The sequence below is a fragment of the Neobacillus phoenicis genome (assembly GCF_047302305.1).
Lineage (GTDB): Bacteria > Bacillota > Bacilli > Bacillales > Cytobacillaceae > Neobacillus.
In genome coordinates this window covers 3,676,674-3,693,332 of record NZ_CP154847.1, presented here as the reverse complement: position 1 = coordinate 3,693,332, position 16,659 = coordinate 3,676,674, and the positions used below count along the sequence as shown (strand labels likewise).

Below are 16,659 nucleotides of genomic sequence, written 5' to 3'. Positions count from 1 at the left end.
TTAAATATGAAAGTAAAAATGTTACTATTGGCAATGGGTTTATTGTTTTCACTGCCAGGATTAGCTTCAGCTAATCATCTTGAACAAAACGATCATGGAGAAAAAGCACCTTGTGATTGTCATGATGGAGGGAAGCACCATCATCACATGATGCATAAAGATTGGCAAGCACATATGGCAGAAAAAGAACAAAAACTGTTAGCATGGGTAGATCAATATACTCCTAGTAAAAAAGCTGAATGGACCAAAGTATTAGAAGAGAAAAAAGCACTCCGAAACAAATGGATGAGTCCTGAAAATGCGTCAAAGCGTGAGCAGTGGAAAAAAGAAAGAATGGCCAAAATGGAAGAACTAAAAAAACAATTGGATGAAGGCAAATTAACGAAAGAGGAGTTTATCCAAAAGGCACACGATGGTAAAATCATGGGTCACTGGAAAACCTTCCATGAACTACGCATGGCTGTAGAGAAAAAGGACAATCAGCAGGCGGCAAATCTCCTTAACCAGCTTTTAGAACAATACAAGCAGCATAATCAGAAAATGAATGAGATGCTGACAAAATGAGTAATAAAAAATTAATGATGGCAACACTTGGTTTAGGAGCTGCTTTCTTATTAAGAAATGAAAAATCACGAAAAATCTTAAAAGCACAATTTCAGACCTTTGCAGAAAAGTCCAGAAAATAAAACAATCCCCATTGCCTATGCGTTTCTAGGTAATGGGGGTTGTTTTATTTCTTTAGGTCAATTTTATCCTGTTTTACTTCTTTGATTTCTTCTTTAATTTCTTCTTTTATATCATCCGCAATGCCTTCAGTTGCTTTTTTAAATTCACGGATTGACTTACCAAAAGCACGTCCAATTTCCGGTAATTTATTTGGTCCAAAAATGACTAAGGCGACAATTAAGATTAAAATTAACCCGGGAAAACCAATATTCGAAAACATTATTTCACTCCTATTGATGAGTTGTAATCATTCCAATCAATATTATACAGTTATATTTTAAATAGTACTAGTAGATAGACTAAGCGAAGGTAGCATGAAGCATAAATAAAACTAAGAATGCAATGGCTAACTTTAAATGCCAATTCCGGTCTGTTCGTTTGAACCGGTTTATTCCCATTACCATTAGGAACAGAAGGACAATAACAGCTCCAATTCCGGACCCGTAAGTAAAGTTAAATTTAAAGCCACTTATAAGTGCTAAAAAACTGTGTAGAAATACTATACCCGCAGATAGAAGACCGACTGGTACATGCCATTTTCGGACAATCTTTGCAATAGACTGAACAAGAGGCTTGATTTGAATTTGTCCCAACTGAAGTGTCTTTAATTGCTTTTGTTTTAATAACCAAAAGACAGGATAAATGGCTAGCGCAGCAAAAAAGCCAATTCTTGAAATAGAACCCAACTGTTTAAAGGTCCCTTTATAGTGGCGAAAGTCTTGGCTCATTAGCTCTTGGTGGTTATATGAGATATACATTAGTCCAGATAAAACTAATATAACTGATAACAGTAAAAAGCTTATCAATAATTTGCGATCCTTGGAATTAGGTATTTTCCTTGAAAGAAAAGTATTTTTTTTAGCTGAGATGGAATGTTCTTTTATGGGAATCACAACCTTTCTGAATAGGTGGCTGCTATTTTCGAACAATCTCATTGTTAGCTTTATCTTTTCTATAAAAATCAATTATCGCATGGTCCGTATATACCCAGCCTTTCCATCCGATATGAATTGTATCCTTCATAAAGTAAGGGTCATATTCATGATTAGAAAAGTCCGCTACTTGAAATCCTTCAGACTCAATTTGATTTTTTATCCGCTGGTAATAGGAGGTACGGCCCTCTTTAGGAAAACCAGTATAGTCATACCATTTTCCGTTCACAGGAACAGAGATAAACAATGGTTGAGCACCATTTTCTTTCAGCACATCAAGCACTAATTGAAAATCATCATATTCTGGGGATTCTCCATAAGTGGCACCTTGTTTTTTATCCTTCAATGACGGGACCAATTTTTTTATTTTACTGTATTGGTTATTTGCTATATTAAAGTGATTGTTTGTCGATTTTTTCTCACCAAACTGGACTGCTAAAGACTCTAATTCTCCCCAAGATTTATTTTTTACTTTAGAAGAAAAATCCCGGTTTCGGTGAATACCGCCTGCTAACGTATAATAAAGATCCTTCTTTTCTAGCAAATCTCGATAAGCATATCCAAAAGGACGAACAAATGAAGCTTTCCGTTTCACCCAAGGGTTCTTTGATATTTCTGCTTTATAGATTGTTGAAAGAATGGGATCATTTTCAATGGGTGAAAAAGTTAATAATCGTTTAATTGCTTTCTTTTTAATCACTGGATCAATATTTTTGTTAAAAGCAAAATCATACCCTTGTAAGGCTGAATAATTAGGAGCAAAGTGAGATTCGTCAGTCCCGTTCGGCTGAAACCACTGTGGTGACAAAACGAAAACGATTTTTTTCCCTTTTAATTGTTTGGTATGTTCAGAGAAATTTAATAGGTGTATTAACGATTCAGTTCCACCTCTTCCAATGAGAAAAGGGGTGAAATTGGCATTTGTCTCTTTAAAATAGTTGGATGGATGAAAGCGATCCAACCGTGCTAGCTCGGACGATCCATAAATAGGCAAGAAGTGTGGATCCTCCAACATTTTTTGTTGAACGAACTTACCTTGAAACATAAAAGGGTTTAATTCTGTTGCAGCTTGATTGATCCTCGATTTCGGTATCAATGACTCTATAAACTGATTTGGTAGTGAAACCAATAGCAGTAAAAGAATGAAAGCTAGAATTAATGGTGTGAAAAGCGGTTTTTTCATTTCATATCAGCCAGCTGTAAGGAAATATTTGTAGGTGTATTCCATAGTTCACGATCAAATTCAGAGATGGGCACAAGAATACCAAGACGTTCTTCTATTTGAATTAATAATTCAACGGTGCCGAAAGAATCTAATAAACCAGTTTGAAATAATTCTATGTCCGGGTTTTCCTTTACAACCTCGTCTTGACAAACCTCAACTAAAATATCCATTACCTCATTTTTTAAATCAATTAATTCTACGTTCATTTTGATTACACTCCTTTATTAAATAGTTCTCCTGAAAAAAGATAAAAACCAAAGCATACAAAGTGGAAGGTAATAACGGTGGCAAGTACTTGGGTGAATTTATTATGCGGCCACCATCTATGCTTTTTATTAAACCGTTCGAAAGAATTGTATAAGACCATTAACAACGCATGATAAATCCCATAAAGAATATATTGCATTTCAAGACCATGCCAGAGCCCCATGAGTAGGAATAAAAGGACATAACCGAGGTTGGAAATAACATTTCGGTTTTTAATCCACTTTTTCTTTGTCATCCAAAAAACAAAACGCATATAGACGTAATCTCTGAACCAAAATGATAGGCTTAGATGCCAACGATTCCAAAAGTCTTTGATATTTCTACTCATAAAGGGTTTATTAAAGTTTTCAGGGGATTTTATCCCCATCAAGTAACTAACACCAATGGCAAATGCACTGTAGCCAGCAAAATCAAAAAAGAGATAAAAACTATACGCATACATATAGAAAAGATGATGCTGAAACTGACTATGTGCTATAAATCTTAGATTAGCGATAAAAAAGTGGTTAATCGCATAGCCAATAATATATTTATATAAAAAACCTAAGAAAATTTTGTTGATCCCTTCATATACTAAAATTCTATATTCTTCCTTGGGTATCGTCCTATGAATATCTTTCTCAAAACGGCGATATCTATCGATGGGACCAGACGAAATTGTTGGGAAAAATAATATAAAGTAAAGCAACTGGAATAGGGGAGGGACCTTTTTAATTAGACCATCCCTGGTTTCCATAATGATTTGAGTGTCTTTAAAAGTTAAATAAGAAATACCGAGAAAACCAATCCAATTTACTTGTGAAAAGTAAGGCAGCAGCTTTGACAAGGCTAATGGAAGGATGGAAAGGACCACTGCAACATAAAAAAGAGTGCTTCCATTTGCCTTACTTCGATATTTAATATACCCGATAATTAACAAGACCTGCCAAATTGTAAATAAGACTAATGCTAAGACACCCTGTAAATTAGATGCAAAAATAATACATAAACTAATAAGTGTTGCCAGCAAATTATAGTGATAAAATCTTTTTCCCTGTAACCCTAGTACGATCGTGGGTGTTAACAGGATGGCTATGATGAAAAAGAAACTAAAGGAACCATAGGGTGTCATAGCAAAACCAGTTCCTTTATTCTTTTTCGATCCATTTTTCCATTTGCTGTCAGTGGAAGCTCATTAAAATAAGTAAATTTCCTTGGTATCATATAAGCAGGAATCGTTCTGCTCAAATCTTTTTTTATGGCGCTTGTTAATTGGTATTCCTTTTCAAAGGTGTGTTTTGCAGGGATGACTGCGGCAAGTAAGTAATCAATCTTTTCCTCGGAATCTATCGGAACAACAAGTGCTGACTGGACAAATGATGATTGTGTAAGCTGATATTCTATTTCTTCTAATTCCATCCGATAGCCATGAAGTTTTATTTGAAAATCGATGCGCCCTTGGTAAAAAAGATGGCCCCCAGATGTTATAAATCCGGCATCTCCCGTTCGATAGGCTTGTTCACCTTTATAGCTGAAAAATGCTTTATCAGTAAGCTCTGGTTGACTCAAATATCCCTTGCTGACTCCTGGTCCAACAATAATTATTTCTCCTTTTTCACCATCGGAAACAAGGTTGCCATTCTCATCTAGAAGTAAAATCTGCGTATCTTGCTTTGGCTTCCCAATTGGAAGTGTAGGATAGTCCTTCAATATTTGTGTGGAGACCTCTATGGATGTGACAGCTACAGTCGCTTCAGTCGGTCCGTACGTGTTAAAACACTTGGCACGAGGAAAACGTGTCATCAGTTGCTGACAAATTCCATGGGGTAACACTTCTCCGCAAAATAAAAAAACTGAAAGTTCGGGAAGGAGCTCTTCATTAAAAGATGGATCCATCAGACACATTTGTGCAAAAGAAGGAGTAGATGTCCAAACTTGAGCATTTGAGCGTCGCAATTCCTCAAAAAGAAACTTTGGTTTTTCAATCATATCTTTTGTAACGGCAAAAAGAGTTCCTCCCGTCATAAGAGCAGGAAACAGGTCCATTACAGAAAGATCAAAGGAATAAGGTGCTTGGTTCAAGAATCTTAACTGGCCCTTAATTGGAAAATCCTCAACCATCCAATCTAAAAAGCTTTGTAAGTTATTTACGGATATTTGAACACCTTTAGGAGTTCCTGTACTCCCGGATGTGTAAATGATATAAAAATTATCGTTTCCTTTAACCCAATTCGATTGATCAACTGCTACTGATGCGGAAACATCACTTAGAATCTCTTCAAATTCTATCGTTCTGACTTTGCAGTCATTACAAGGTAATAGTTGATTTGTTGTATTGATGATTAAACCTGGTTTCGCACTTGTGATGATCTGATTAATCCTCTCAGGCGGGATGGATATATCCACCGGGATATAGGGATGCCCTGCTTTTACACTACCCAAAAATGAGACGACTAAGGATACATCCATATGACCGTATATGAGGATTGGTAATTGCTTTTCTATTGATTGTTTTTTTATAAAGGCTGCAATCCTCTCAGATTGATCCCAAAGTTCTCCATAATTGATTTCCTGGTTTGGTGTGATATAAGCAATCGTGTTTGGCTGTATAAGTGCAATGTTTCTAATGTGATGTAAAAGTTTCATGGTAGAGCTGCCTCCTATTAAAAATCATTGTAAATATAGGTGCCGGCGCTTGCGTCATTAAATCCATACATGAAAAATAATAAAAGTAGAATGAGAAAATAATAGACAAAGCGACCAAACCATTTAAGCTTTTGATTTGAAAAGATAACTTTAAATTTATTGAACATGGTGGTTCAACCCCATTGAAAAATTTGAACTTACTTATCATAATGCGAATTGACTTTTTAAACATTAAAATAAGATGAGGATACAATTAATTTTTCATTATTTAATTTGAAAATTTAATAGAAAAAAGGCCAAGTGGTGAACACTTGGCCTTTCATTTAACCTTCTTATAGAACTAGGTCTGATTGTACGTAATGGTAGAGAAGCTTAGCTGTATTTTCGATAGATGATTGGTGTGTACGTTCAAAAGCGTGTGATGAATCAATTCCAGGACCAATTAAGCCATGGACAATATCGTGGCCAGAGCGGATTGCAGCTGATGCATCTGATCCATAATATGGATAAATATCAAGTTTGTATCCAATATTATTTTCCTGTGCTAGACGTACTAAATTTTTTCTCATTTCATAATGATAGGGACCGCTTGCATCCTTCACACATATCGATACAGTATATTCATCAGTTGATTGCCCGTCTCCCATAGCCCCCATATCCACTGCTAAGTATTCTACCGTTTCAGGTGTTATATTGGAGTTGCCACCGTATCCGATTTCCTCATTATTTGAGATCAGAAAATGAGTGGTATACGGTAAAGTTAAGTTTTCTTGTTTAATTTGCTTGATTAATTGAAGAAGAATGCCAACACTTGCTTTATCATCCAAATGGCGAGATTTAATATATCCGCTTGGAGTTATTTCTACACGTGGATCAAATGAGACGAAGTCGCCAACTTCAATTCCAAGGGCACGAATTTCCTCTGCATTAGTGACTTTTTCATCAATACGAATTTCCATATTATCCTGATTTCGTTCTGCTTTTCCGGCATCCTTATACACATGGACTGATGTTTGATGCATTAAAATAGTGCCAGTAAATTTCTTTCCGCTGCTTGTTTCAATTTGGCAGTATTCGCCTTCTATAGAGTTATATTTAAACCCTCCAATTAAATCAATTTTTAATCTCCCATTTGATTTAATTTCTTTTACCATCGCACCAAGAGTGTCAACATGTGCCGTAAGCATACGATGCTTGCTGGAATCTTTTCCGTCAATTGTAGCAATCAGACCGCCTTTGCGGTTTCTATAAGTGGTAATTTGTAACTCGGCAAGAAATTTTTCAACAAAGGTAATCACTTCATTTGTATTTCCAGAGGGACTTGGAATTGAAACAAGCTCTTTGATTAAATGTAATGTGTCCTCTGTATATGTATTTGTCATTGTATGTGCTCCTTTCAGAATCTTCCTTCTTATTATACATAAATTAAGAAAATGATGTATTTAATCCCATTATGCAGGCAATATTTTTTAAGTGTTTGCATAGAGTAACATGTATTCATTTTTTCCTAGGAGTTAGGAAATGAAAAAGTGGGTATAAATGTAATGATATATTCGAATAGGAAAATTTACGGAGGAGAAAAAGTTGACCAGAGTTGAATTGTATAACCAAAAGCCAAAGCAATTTTCTTGGAAGGGTCTTTTCTTTTTCATATTAATGAGCTTGATTATTGCCGCAGGTTTTATTTTCTTTCACTATTATGATCAAAGTTCGATAAAAATAGAAGCACCATCAGAGAATTTAGGCCAGAAGGTCGTTATAGAGCTGCCAAATGGTCAAAAGGTGTATACGTACGATAAGTTAATTTACGAAAAAAATGGAAAGACCTATTATAAAGGAGAACGAAATACCATCGACTTAACCGGTGGAACCGTGGCATATGAAGAATGGAAATAGAAAAAAGCGAACGACTGTATAATTGTCGTTCGCTTTTTTACTTGGTTGTGTTATAGGTCTCTGGTGTTTTTATCCATTATGTTGATTGGAGCGCAAGCGACGAGGAGGCTCCCCGGCACGCCCGCGGAAAGCGAAGCGCCTGGAGCGGAAATCAACATCCAGGATAAACACAGAATTCTATTTGAACCATCCTTTTTTATTAAACCAAATAGACATTCCAATTCCAACAAGTACCATTACAAAAAGAGTGGCAAAATAGCCGTATTTCCATGTTAATTCTGGCATATAGTGAAAATTCATGCCGTACAAGCCAGCAATAAAAGTAAGCGGCATGAAAATGGTTGTAATAACAGTAAGGACCTTCATGACATGATTCGTCTGATGAGAATTAATTGAAATATAGCTATCACGAATATCTGTTGTTAATTCGCGATTAGCTTCAATCATTTCTGTTAATTTTAGCAAATGGTCATGAATATCTGAAAAGTATTCATTTCTTCCCCTTATATAAGTTACCCTCTGAGAGTTTAAGATTCGATAGATAAGATCCCGCATAGGTGTAATCGTATGCCTTAATGAAAGAAGATGGTGTCTTGTATCAAATAAAACTTCTAATAATTCTTCCATTGTTCTTTTTTTTGAATTCTCATCAATTTCATTTAACATATCTTCAATATGATAGACGAGTGGAAAATAATTATCGACCATTTTATCAAGTATATAATATAAAACATGAGAAGGGTCCCATTTCTCAATGCTTGTTGAAAGAGTTAACCTTCTCCATACCTCATCAATTTCAGTGGATGGGTTGTGATGAAAGGTAATTACATACCTTTCACCAAGAAAGATATCAACCTCTTCCTTTGTGATGGTTTGTTGATTTAATGCCTGCGTGACAAAAAAAGTATAGTTTTCATAATAGTCTAGCTTTGGTCTTTGCAATTGATGGATACAATCCTCAATGGCAAGTGGGTGGAAAGAAAGAGGGGTCCTTAGGAATTCAATTTCTTCATTTGTTGGTTCATGAAAATCAATCCAATACCACTGATAATCTCCGTTGACAAGTTGAGAGATGTCAATGTCTCTAACAATTTCATAGCTATTGGTTACTGCAAGGGTTCTAATCATACATTCTCCTTATTGATAACATACTACCTACAATATAAATGATAGGTCTTCAAAAAACAGCACTAATCAATAAAGTTTATCTTTTTTATTTATTAAGACATTTTCTCGAACCCATCTTTGACGGCTTTTCCACTTTTGCAATCCTTGAAACAGACTTTGCAGTCCAAGATAAAAGACAGTAATGATTCCACTAAATACAATAAAAACAGCAAAATATTCGAAAAGATTATATGACTTGAAATGATCCCAATGGATAGTACCTTTTAAATCATGTGTAAAGAGATTCATGCTAAATATGCCACAAACAACCGTATATAAGGTTAAGACTAATAGTAATAAGCTGTCTCTTTTGGTAATGATATTTTCTTCATATTTAAAAAGGCTAAAAAGAGTTTCTTTTGTATTGGTGTATAAATGTTCTATTTGAAAACTATTTCTTAATTGCTTAAAGAGTTCTTGACCTTTGGTTTGTGCAGGAAAAATATTGAAATAGTAATTAGAAGTAAAAGAGTTGATCATATAATTGAGCCGCTCAAACTCGTTGGTTGCCGCATCAATATTTATTTCCGAATACGTTTTAGCAATTTTTAAAAAGACCAATTGATGAAATAGATTGATTATGACTGAATAATAGTATGGTCCATAATATTGGCTAATCAACTGATCGTTTTCGATTTGCTTGTTATTTGAAAAAATTGAAAAGCTTAATTCATCAAAAATCATAGGAACTCTAACTTCTTCATCCTGATAAGAAACAAACGAATGAACATACATTTTATTTGGTGTCAGCAGCGATACTGTTTCTTTACACAAAAATTTCTGTAAGGGTGGAACTAAAGTAGAGAACACGAAATCTCCTACAGTTGAGTACGTTTTTTCGTTAAATGAAATTTCAGTTGGTTGCTTAACCGTAGGAGTGGAATCAAGAAATCGAAAATAATTAGCAAAATCAAGTACTTGAGAAAAAGGTAAATGGTTTATTTCAGCCCGTATCGTTATAAAACCAAGTTCATAGGGACAAATAAAAACATCAACCGAGTGAATCTGAAAAGGGATTTGTGTAGTCAAAACGTTCATAGAAGCATGAAGGTTGAGATTTTTAGAGTACCTGTGAAGCCCTTTTGGCTGAGTAGCTTTTGGAAATAGAATCGTATTCGTTATAGGAAGGAAAAAAGATTCCAATTCACTATGGGAAACATTGTTTCTGCCATAATAGGCCGTTTCATTTTTAGTATCATTCAATTGAAACAGTACAAAATCATGGGTTTGTAAATAGTCAACCAACTGTTGACTACTACTGGCCTTCCATGAAATGGGGAAGATGAATTGAAAAAGTGCGGTAGAAACTTGTTTTTCTTTCAAATCGGTGTGCTGCATGGAAATTGATCCTTTCAAATTAAAGTTTCCTAAAAACAAGTTACCCAAAAAGAAAGAAACTTAACCAGTAAACAGATATACAAAAAGGCATTCCATTTTATGGAATGCCTCCGGGTTATGCCATTGGAGCCGTCTCTTTATTAAGCATGGATTGTGGAATGTAAACGCAGAATGGCTCACTTTCCATATAATCACCTGTTACAGCATAGGTTCTAGAACGAGACCCGCCGCAAATCTTATTATACTCACAAACTCCACACTTACCTTTATAGTTATCAGGTTGGCGCAATTCTTTAAATACTTTTGATTCTCGATAGATTTCAGCCAGTGGTGTTTCGCGAATATTTCCACCTACAATTGGAAGTAGACCACTAGGCATGACATCTCCAATATGAGAAACAAACGCAAAGCCATTTCCATCATTCACACCCTTCGGCGCACGCTTTAATCCATCATGCATAGAAGCAAAATCAGTAGTAATAGAATCTTCGTAATGGATTTCACCTTTATCAATTAATTGATCACGGGTTTTTTGCTGCAAGACGACTCTGCGATAGTGCTGTGCAGCGGTTGTTTTGATATCATATGGGGCCGTTTTACTTAATTCGTACAGCCAGCGAAAGACTTTTTCATGTTCAGCTGGAGAAATACAAGCATCCATTTGACCTCTTCCAGTTGGCACTAATAAGAATATGTACCACATAACCGCACCAAGCTCAGCTACTAATTTTGACATTTGTTCAAGTGAATCATAGTTGTAACGAGAGATGACAGTATTGATTTGCAACGGCATTTCTAATTCGTTTAGATATTTAATTTTTTCGACAGTTAAATCGAAAGATCCAGGAGTTCCTCGGAAATGATCGTGTATTTCAGGTGTTGGTCCATCAAGACTAAAGCCCCAACGTGATAGCCCGACTTCCTTTGCACGCTCCATTTTCTTTTTAGTTACATTAGCCGTGGCACTTGGTGTCATGGATACGCGCATTCCTTTTTTTACTGCATAATCAGCAAGTTCGAATAAATCCTCTCGCATCATACAGTCACCGCCTGTGAACACAAGCATAGGATTATCCATTTCATAAATTTGATCTATTAAATGGATTCCTTCCTCGTGGGACAACTCACGTGGGTCTGGGGTAAGTTGCGCATCTGCTCGACAATGAACACACTTAAGCTGACAAGCTCTAGTTACTTCCCAAATAACAATAAAAGGATTTTGGTCATAATCAATACCATTCTGCTTTCCATGTCCATGAGGATGTCCCATGCCATGGGGATGTCCTTTTCCAATTCCTTGCATCTTCATCACCAAGATTCATAGTTATTTTATAATACATAAAAAGTGTTTCTATAGGTTTATTATAGTTTTGATATCTCGCCGTGGATGAAAGGTTTGTTACAATATTTCTACATTACGTTTGTAAGTCTATTCTTCATAAAAAATAATAATTTTTCCAGTAGGTGAATTTCCTTCCATGTAAACCATATCTTTGGGATTTAAACCAATTTCATTCTCCTTTATGATAGAGAGGCAAAACAACTTAAGGGAGAGCAACCATTCATGAAAAAACATCTACTGACAGTAGTCACAACTGCCGGCATCTTGTTTACTTCTTTTGGTGGGAATGCAAGTGCACATGAAAATATTTATACCGTTCAATCGGGTGATACCCTATGGAAAATTTCGCAAAGTAATCAAGTATCGATTGCAGATTTAAAAGCATGGAATCAACTTTCTAGCGATACAATCTTTGTAAATCAAAAACTCTCATTATTGGCACCTCATAGCCATGATGCACCCACAACCACCTATACTGTTCAGAAAGGTGACTCTCTTTGGGGAATTAGTACCCGCTTTCATCTATCAATCGCTCAACTAAAATCTATTAATAACTTAACTTCAGATACTATCTATATCGGACAAGTATTAAAAGTTTCCCTAACACCTTTTTCAGAACCAAATCCTGAAACGACGGTGTCTAAAGCTGAATTGGTTATTTCTGAAGCAAAAAAGTATATCGGTACACCGTATTTATGGGGTGGTATGACGCCTGCAGGTTTCGACTGCAGCGGATATACAAGTTATGTGTTTAATAAAGTTGGGATCACCATTCCAAGAACCGCCGCAACACAATGGTCTGGTTTAAAAATGATTAGTACACCGATGCCTGGAGATCTTGTGTTTTTTGAGACATATGCACCTGGTCCTACACATGTGGGAATTTATCTAGGGGATAATAAGTTTATCCAAGCTGGGTCATCAGGCGTTTCCATCGCAGATATGACCAATTCATACTGGAAACCGAGATATCTCGGTGCTAGAACAGCATTTTAATAGATCGTAAAAAGTCTTTTATCAACTGATAAAAGACTTTTTTATATAATGAAGAGTCAGATGATTGTTCCTTTGGGAATTATTTTGACAAATATAGTATGATGAAAGTAGAAAAGACGTAGATATAAAGAATGGAGTAATCAATGGCAAAAAAAATTAGTAGTATTAGTATTGTTCTATTGATTATCATGTTTGGATTCATCGGGAAGGAAGAATTGTTTCTATTAGTCAAACAGGGAGGAACACTTTCTGTCTTTATAAGTATGCTCCTTGTGGTTATTTGTGTATTCTTTCCGGTCATTCCTTATCCGATTTTAGCAGGGGGGATTGGAGCTGTTTTTGGAGCTCCTATGGGTACAGTGATATCCTTATCGGGAGCAATGGCTGGTACTTTGGTTCTTTTTTACTTGAGTAGATATGGGTTTAGTGATGTAGCACAAAAAAAACTTGAAAAATATGAAAAAGTAAAAGAATACGAGGAATTCCTGATGAGAAATTCCTTTCTAGCGATTTTAACCTGTCGATTGATTCCTATTATTCCTGCCCCTGTTATTACGATTATTTGCGGACTAAGTCAGGTTCATTGGATTCCATTTTTTAGTGCTTCAGTTATTGGAAAACTTCCAAACACTCTTATTTTATCCTTTGCAGGAGCTGCATTTAGCAGTAATAAGCTTTTTTCATTTGGTTTATATGGACTTTACTTACTTTTTATTTTATTGGCTAACTTTTTATTTGTTTATCGTAAATCAGCGAAAAAAAAATCTAGTGATTAGATAACTTTTTGGATTGTCAGATCATTTTGCTTCTCAACAATGATGACTTCTTTAAAAAAGCTTTTTAAGATAAGCCATTTTGCAGGGTATGTATATATAAAATCCTCCATTGCTTCTAATGAATAATGAATGAAACAATCAAAACTGTGTTGATGCTTTTTGAGATCATATAAAAGCGCATGTGGTACCGTATAATACTCATTCAATTGGTAAGGATTGAGTTTTGTGATTTGAATATTATGCTCTTCCATGAAATTTCTAATAGATTGGTCCTGCAGGGTAACACTTTCTTCTTTTGAAAGTCCATTGATACATATTTGATTATTTACAAAATAAATTCCTTTCATTCATTTCCACCTCTCCGTTTGCTTTACTTGGTAATGTTATTGACAGCTTGCGTGAGAAGTATACTTATTTCACGATTATATGAGTAGAAAGGTGACGATCAAATGTCTACATGGAGTAACGATGGTTTTACTATCAGTACGCAAAAACAATATTTAGATATCTATGTCATTCACAAATTTTTGAGTAATGACTCGTATTGGGCCAAAGGTATTACCATTGAATCGGTGGCTAAGTCGATTGAGCATTCCTCCATTTGTTTTGGACTTTATGAAGGTGACCCAAGATTTGAAACCGCTGCCCAGATAGGCTTTGTCCGTGCGGCCACGGATTTTGTTCGTTTTGCTTATATAATGGATGTATTTGTTTTGAAAGAATATAGGGGAAAAGGACTATCAAAATGGCTGATGGAGGTTGTAACGGAGCATTCAGACCTTAAACATGTTGGTAAAATGCTGTTATGTACCAACGATGCCCATGGGTTGTATGCACAATATGGATTTCAGGAGATTAGTAACCCAGAAATCTTTATGGAGAGAAAAAGATTATGACAAAGGGCTGCTTTCTTTTATTAAGCGGCCCTTATTTTTTATTTTTAAACAAAAAAATAGCCATAGCAATATAAACTGAAAACAGCAGAATTAAAAAAGGTGTAAGAGAGAGTACAGATTCGGTCATTTTCTCATGTCCTCATCGTTATTTTAGTTCTTGATATAACGGGTGAAAAAAGTATAGTAAGATGGCAATTACCGGAATGGAACACAACATGGCAGCCAACGGTTTTTTATGGTGTATACGCAAAATGATAAACATGATGGTATTAAAAACAGTTGACCAAATAGGACCCCAATCATTTTCATAAATGAATAAGCCTCTTTTGTAAAATAGGAGTTCTATTATTGAAAAATAAGCTATCCAAACCGCAATATAGAAAATTCCTTTTCTCCCTTTTGGAAAGTACTGCAGATAAATCATAATCACTACAGGAATAACGAAAAAAGAAAAGACCAATTCAATGATCGTATGATTCAACCATTCGACAGTTACAGCTTTGTATTCCCAAAGTGTATGGTTGAAAAAAATAAAGTTATAAGCCAAGTTACATATGATAAAATACTGTATAGTTGGATAAAACTCTTTCCAACGCTTCCAATCTACGTAAATTTTTGCAAAAATAATATATACAACCATTACAATAACAAGATACACAGGCAAAATCCTTTTTTAGTATTTATGTTAACCAAAAAATTAAAAATGTATGTATACTATTTTTTTTATAGGAGAGAGAAGATGTTTAGTGCAATACTACATGGTTTCATTCTTGCATTTGGACTCATTCTGCCATTAGGAGTTCAAAATGTGTTTGTTTTTAATCAGGGGGCTTTGCAGTCAAGGTGGGTCTACGTTCTTCCTGTAGTGTTAACTGCTTCGCTTTGTGATACGCTGTTGATTTCCTTAGCTGTCTTTGGGGTTTCAGCTGTTGTCCTAGGGGTAGCATGGATTAAGGTGACGCTCCTCCTCATTGGTATTATTTTTTTAATTTACATGGGGTATACCACTTGGAAAAGCAAAGCACATACAGTAGAAACAAGCAATCAAAGTTTTTCACCACGTAAGCAGTTTGTCTTTGCAGCTTCAGTTTCATTATTAAACCCTCATGCCATTATGGATACCATCGGAGTAATTGGGACTAGTTCCTTGTCCTATTCAGGGGCGGCAAAGCTTGCCTTCATGTTGTCCTGTATTTTTGTATCGTGGATGTGGTTTTTTGGGCTCTCCCTTGCAGGAAGAATGGTTGGAAAGCTAGACCAGTCTGGAAGATTTATTCTTATCTTAAATAAACTATCAGCATTAATTATGTGGGGAACAGCCATTTACCTCATCTTTTCATTAAGCTATTAAAAAAAAATTACCCGGCACAAATGCCGGGCATTTCCATCTATATATTAAGGGGGGCGGAGGTTAAAGGTTCTTCCGTGAACCTATAACTATCTTAGTAAATAAATATGAACAATATATGAAGGAAAGATTAATAGTTTAAGAAAGGTGAAAAGAATGAAGGATTATCATTGTTGTGCAACCTGTAAGCACTTAAAAATAGAAAAGAAGGACAGTAGCATAGCTTATTTGTGCAGCCGCTTAGGTTACCAAACACAAACCCATTTTAAATTTAACTGTTGGGACCCTAAAGATCATATTAAGAAATTAATGACCACCAGAAATGAAAAATAATTGTTTGTTAGGTATTCTATTTTCATGACAGATGTCCATTGATTCTAATCTTCTAACGTGATATTTTCTTGAATATCCCATTTACTTCCTGGGATGATTTGAAGGGAGAGATAAATCGTGGCAACCACACATACATTTTCCAAACAGGAGGAAATAGCTAACTCAATTACACATGGCATTGGGGCATTACTTAGCATTTCCGCCTTAGTCATTTTAATTGTTTTTGCGTCACTTTACGGAACTGCCTGGCATATTGTCAGTTTTACGATTTTTGGAGTAACAATGTTCCTCCTATATATGTCTTCAACCCTGCTACATAGCTTACCAGAGGGAAATGCCAAGGATGTATTTGAAATATTTGACCATTCCTCTATTTACTTTTTTATCGCCGGAACATATACCCCTTTTTTACTAATTGTAATTAAAGGCGCCATGGGGTGGACACTATTTGGGGTAGTATGGGGTCTTGCCATTGCCGGAACGATTTTTAAATGTTTTTTTGTTAAAAAGTATCTGTTCACTTCGACCTTGCTTTATGTGTTTATGGGTTGGTTAATTATTTTTGCATGGAAATCACTTGCTGCTAATTTGTCCTCGCAGGGCATGACGTACTTAATAATAGGCGGCGCACTGTATACGGTTGGAGCCATATTTTACGTTTGGCGAGGATTTAAGTATCATCATGCGGTTTGGCATTTGTTTGTAATGGCTGGAAGTACAGCACACTTTTTCTGTGTGTTATTCTATGTTTTACCAATAAAATAAAAACAGCATCCAAGAGGTTGCTGTTTT

21 protein-coding genes are annotated in these 16,659 nt (G+C 35.5%); 8 read left to right on the top strand and 13 right to left on the bottom strand.

The annotated features are described in order from the left end of the window. Positions 1-6 precede the first annotated feature (6 nt). On the top strand, positions 7-564 hold the full coding sequence (locus tag AA0X95_RS19125) for a hypothetical protein (RefSeq protein WP_413300631.1): 558 nt from the start codon (positions 7-9) through the stop codon (positions 562-564). Next, positions 561-686 carry a hypothetical protein gene (locus tag AA0X95_RS19120; RefSeq protein ID WP_413300629.1) on the top strand — a complete coding sequence of 42 codons (126 nt, stop codon included), beginning with the start codon at positions 561-563 and terminating at the stop codon, positions 684-686. The genes AA0X95_RS19125 and AA0X95_RS19120 overlap by 4 nt, the downstream gene beginning before the upstream one ends. 44 nt (positions 687-730) lie before the next feature. Here the strand turns inward: AA0X95_RS19120 and AA0X95_RS19115 are convergent, their stop codons facing one another. The 8 genes from AA0X95_RS19115 to AA0X95_RS19080 all read right to left on the bottom strand — a co-directional run bounded on the left by AA0X95_RS19115 (position 731) and on the right by AA0X95_RS19080 (position 7,157). Beyond that, the gene (locus tag AA0X95_RS19115; RefSeq protein WP_413300627.1) at positions 731-946 is read right to left on the bottom strand and encodes a twin-arginine translocase TatA/TatE family subunit; all 216 of its coding nucleotides are present in this window, start codon (positions 944-946) and stop codon (positions 731-733) included. 79 nt (positions 947-1,025) lie between these two features. Then, complete coding sequence (locus AA0X95_RS19110) at positions 1,026-1,532, bottom strand: hypothetical protein (RefSeq protein ID WP_413300625.1); 507 nt, start codon at positions 1,530-1,532, stop codon at positions 1,026-1,028. 109 nt (positions 1,533-1,641) lie between these two features. Next, positions 1,642-2,841 carry a D-alanyl-lipoteichoic acid biosynthesis protein DltD gene (dltD, locus tag AA0X95_RS19105; RefSeq protein ID WP_413300623.1) on the bottom strand — a complete coding sequence of 400 codons (1,200 nt, stop codon included), beginning with the start codon at positions 2,839-2,841 and terminating at the stop codon, positions 1,642-1,644. Then, positions 2,838-3,074, bottom strand: a complete 237-nt coding sequence (gene dltC, locus AA0X95_RS19100) for a D-alanine--poly(phosphoribitol) ligase subunit 2 (protein WP_413310111.1) — start codon at positions 3,072-3,074, stop codon at positions 2,838-2,840. Before dltC ends, dltD begins: the two co-directional genes overlap by 4 nt. Positions 3,075-3,094: 20 nt before the next feature. Next, entirely contained in the window at positions 3,095-4,261 is a 1,167-nt protein-coding gene (dltB, locus tag AA0X95_RS19095; RefSeq protein WP_413300621.1) for a D-alanyl-lipoteichoic acid biosynthesis protein DltB, read from the bottom strand. Continuing rightward, positions 4,258-5,775 (bottom strand): D-alanine--poly(phosphoribitol) ligase subunit DltA, encoded by a 1,518-nt coding sequence (dltA, locus tag AA0X95_RS19090; RefSeq protein ID WP_413300619.1) that lies wholly within the window; start codon positions 5,773-5,775, stop codon positions 4,258-4,260. The genes dltB and dltA overlap by 4 nt, the downstream gene beginning before the upstream one ends. 17 nt (positions 5,776-5,792) lie before the next feature. After that, on the bottom strand, positions 5,793-5,942 hold the full coding sequence (dltX, locus tag AA0X95_RS19085; RefSeq protein ID WP_308079824.1) for a teichoic acid D-Ala incorporation-associated protein DltX: 150 nt from the start codon (positions 5,940-5,942) through the stop codon (positions 5,793-5,795). Between the two features lie 165 nt (positions 5,943-6,107). Further along, a complete protein-coding gene (locus AA0X95_RS19080) occupies positions 6,108-7,157 on the bottom strand; it encodes a M42 family metallopeptidase (protein ID WP_413300617.1) in 1,050 nt (349 codons plus the stop codon). A 202-nt stretch (positions 7,158-7,359) separates the two neighbouring features. Here AA0X95_RS19080 and AA0X95_RS19075 point away from each other — a divergent pair, with 202 nt between their 5' ends. After that, on the top strand, positions 7,360-7,671 hold the full coding sequence (locus AA0X95_RS19075; protein WP_413300615.1) for a hypothetical protein: 312 nt from the start codon (positions 7,360-7,362) through the stop codon (positions 7,669-7,671). A gap of 177 nt (positions 7,672-7,848) precedes the next feature. Here the strand turns inward: AA0X95_RS19075 and corA are convergent, their stop codons facing one another. The 3 genes from corA to AA0X95_RS19060 all read right to left on the bottom strand — a co-directional run bounded on the left by corA (position 7,849) and on the right by AA0X95_RS19060 (position 11,446). Beyond that, a complete protein-coding gene (gene corA, locus AA0X95_RS19070) occupies positions 7,849-8,799 on the bottom strand; it encodes a magnesium/cobalt transporter CorA (protein ID WP_413300613.1) in 951 nt (316 codons plus the stop codon). A gap of 66 nt (positions 8,800-8,865) precedes the next feature. Continuing rightward, positions 8,866-10,194: a hypothetical protein gene (locus AA0X95_RS19065; protein ID WP_413300611.1), complete on the bottom strand. Its 1,329-nt coding sequence runs from the start codon at positions 10,192-10,194 to the stop codon at positions 8,866-8,868. A gap of 97 nt (positions 10,195-10,291) precedes the next feature. Further along, positions 10,292-11,446 carry a TIGR04053 family radical SAM/SPASM domain-containing protein gene (locus tag AA0X95_RS19060; RefSeq protein ID WP_413310108.1) on the bottom strand — a complete coding sequence of 385 codons (1,155 nt, stop codon included), beginning with the start codon at positions 11,444-11,446 and terminating at the stop codon, positions 10,292-10,294. Positions 11,447-11,740: 294 nt separating this feature from the next. On the opposite strand from AA0X95_RS19060, the gene AA0X95_RS19055 reads away from it, so the two are divergent. Both AA0X95_RS19055 and AA0X95_RS19050 read left to right on the top strand, forming a co-directional pair. Then, entirely contained in the window at positions 11,741-12,514 is a 774-nt protein-coding gene (locus tag AA0X95_RS19055; RefSeq protein WP_413300609.1) for a LysM peptidoglycan-binding domain-containing protein, read from the top strand. 143 nt (positions 12,515-12,657) lie between these two features. After that, the gene (locus AA0X95_RS19050; RefSeq protein WP_413300607.1) at positions 12,658-13,290 is read left to right on the top strand and encodes a TVP38/TMEM64 family protein; all 633 of its coding nucleotides are present in this window, start codon (positions 12,658-12,660) and stop codon (positions 13,288-13,290) included. Here the strand turns inward: AA0X95_RS19050 and AA0X95_RS19045 are convergent. Then, complete coding sequence (locus AA0X95_RS19045) at positions 13,287-13,637, bottom strand: hypothetical protein (RefSeq protein ID WP_413300605.1); 351 nt, start codon at positions 13,635-13,637, stop codon at positions 13,287-13,289. The two genes, AA0X95_RS19050 and AA0X95_RS19045, sit on opposite strands and share 4 nt — an antisense overlap. A 102-nt stretch (positions 13,638-13,739) precedes the next feature. On the opposite strand from AA0X95_RS19045, the gene AA0X95_RS19040 reads away from it, so the two are divergent. After that, complete coding sequence (locus AA0X95_RS19040; protein ID WP_413300603.1) at positions 13,740-14,186, top strand: GNAT family N-acetyltransferase; 447 nt, start codon at positions 13,740-13,742, stop codon at positions 14,184-14,186. 145 nt (positions 14,187-14,331) lie between these two features. On the opposite strand, the gene AA0X95_RS19035 is transcribed toward AA0X95_RS19040, so the two are convergent. After that, positions 14,332-14,844, bottom strand: coding sequence for a CBO0543 family protein (locus tag AA0X95_RS19035; protein ID WP_413300601.1), 513 nt, complete (start codon positions 14,842-14,844; stop codon positions 14,332-14,334). An 81-nt stretch (positions 14,845-14,925) separates the two neighbouring features. On the opposite strand from AA0X95_RS19035, the gene AA0X95_RS19030 reads away from it, so the two are divergent. Together AA0X95_RS19030 and trhA are read left to right on the top strand one after the other, a co-directional pair. Next, complete coding sequence (locus AA0X95_RS19030) at positions 14,926-15,537, top strand: LysE/ArgO family amino acid transporter (protein WP_413300599.1); 612 nt, start codon at positions 14,926-14,928, stop codon at positions 15,535-15,537. A gap of 447 nt (positions 15,538-15,984) precedes the next feature. Further along, on the top strand, positions 15,985-16,632 hold the full coding sequence (gene trhA, locus AA0X95_RS19025; RefSeq protein WP_413300597.1) for a PAQR family membrane homeostasis protein TrhA: 648 nt from the start codon (positions 15,985-15,987) through the stop codon (positions 16,630-16,632). Positions 16,633-16,659: the final 27 nt, after the last annotated feature.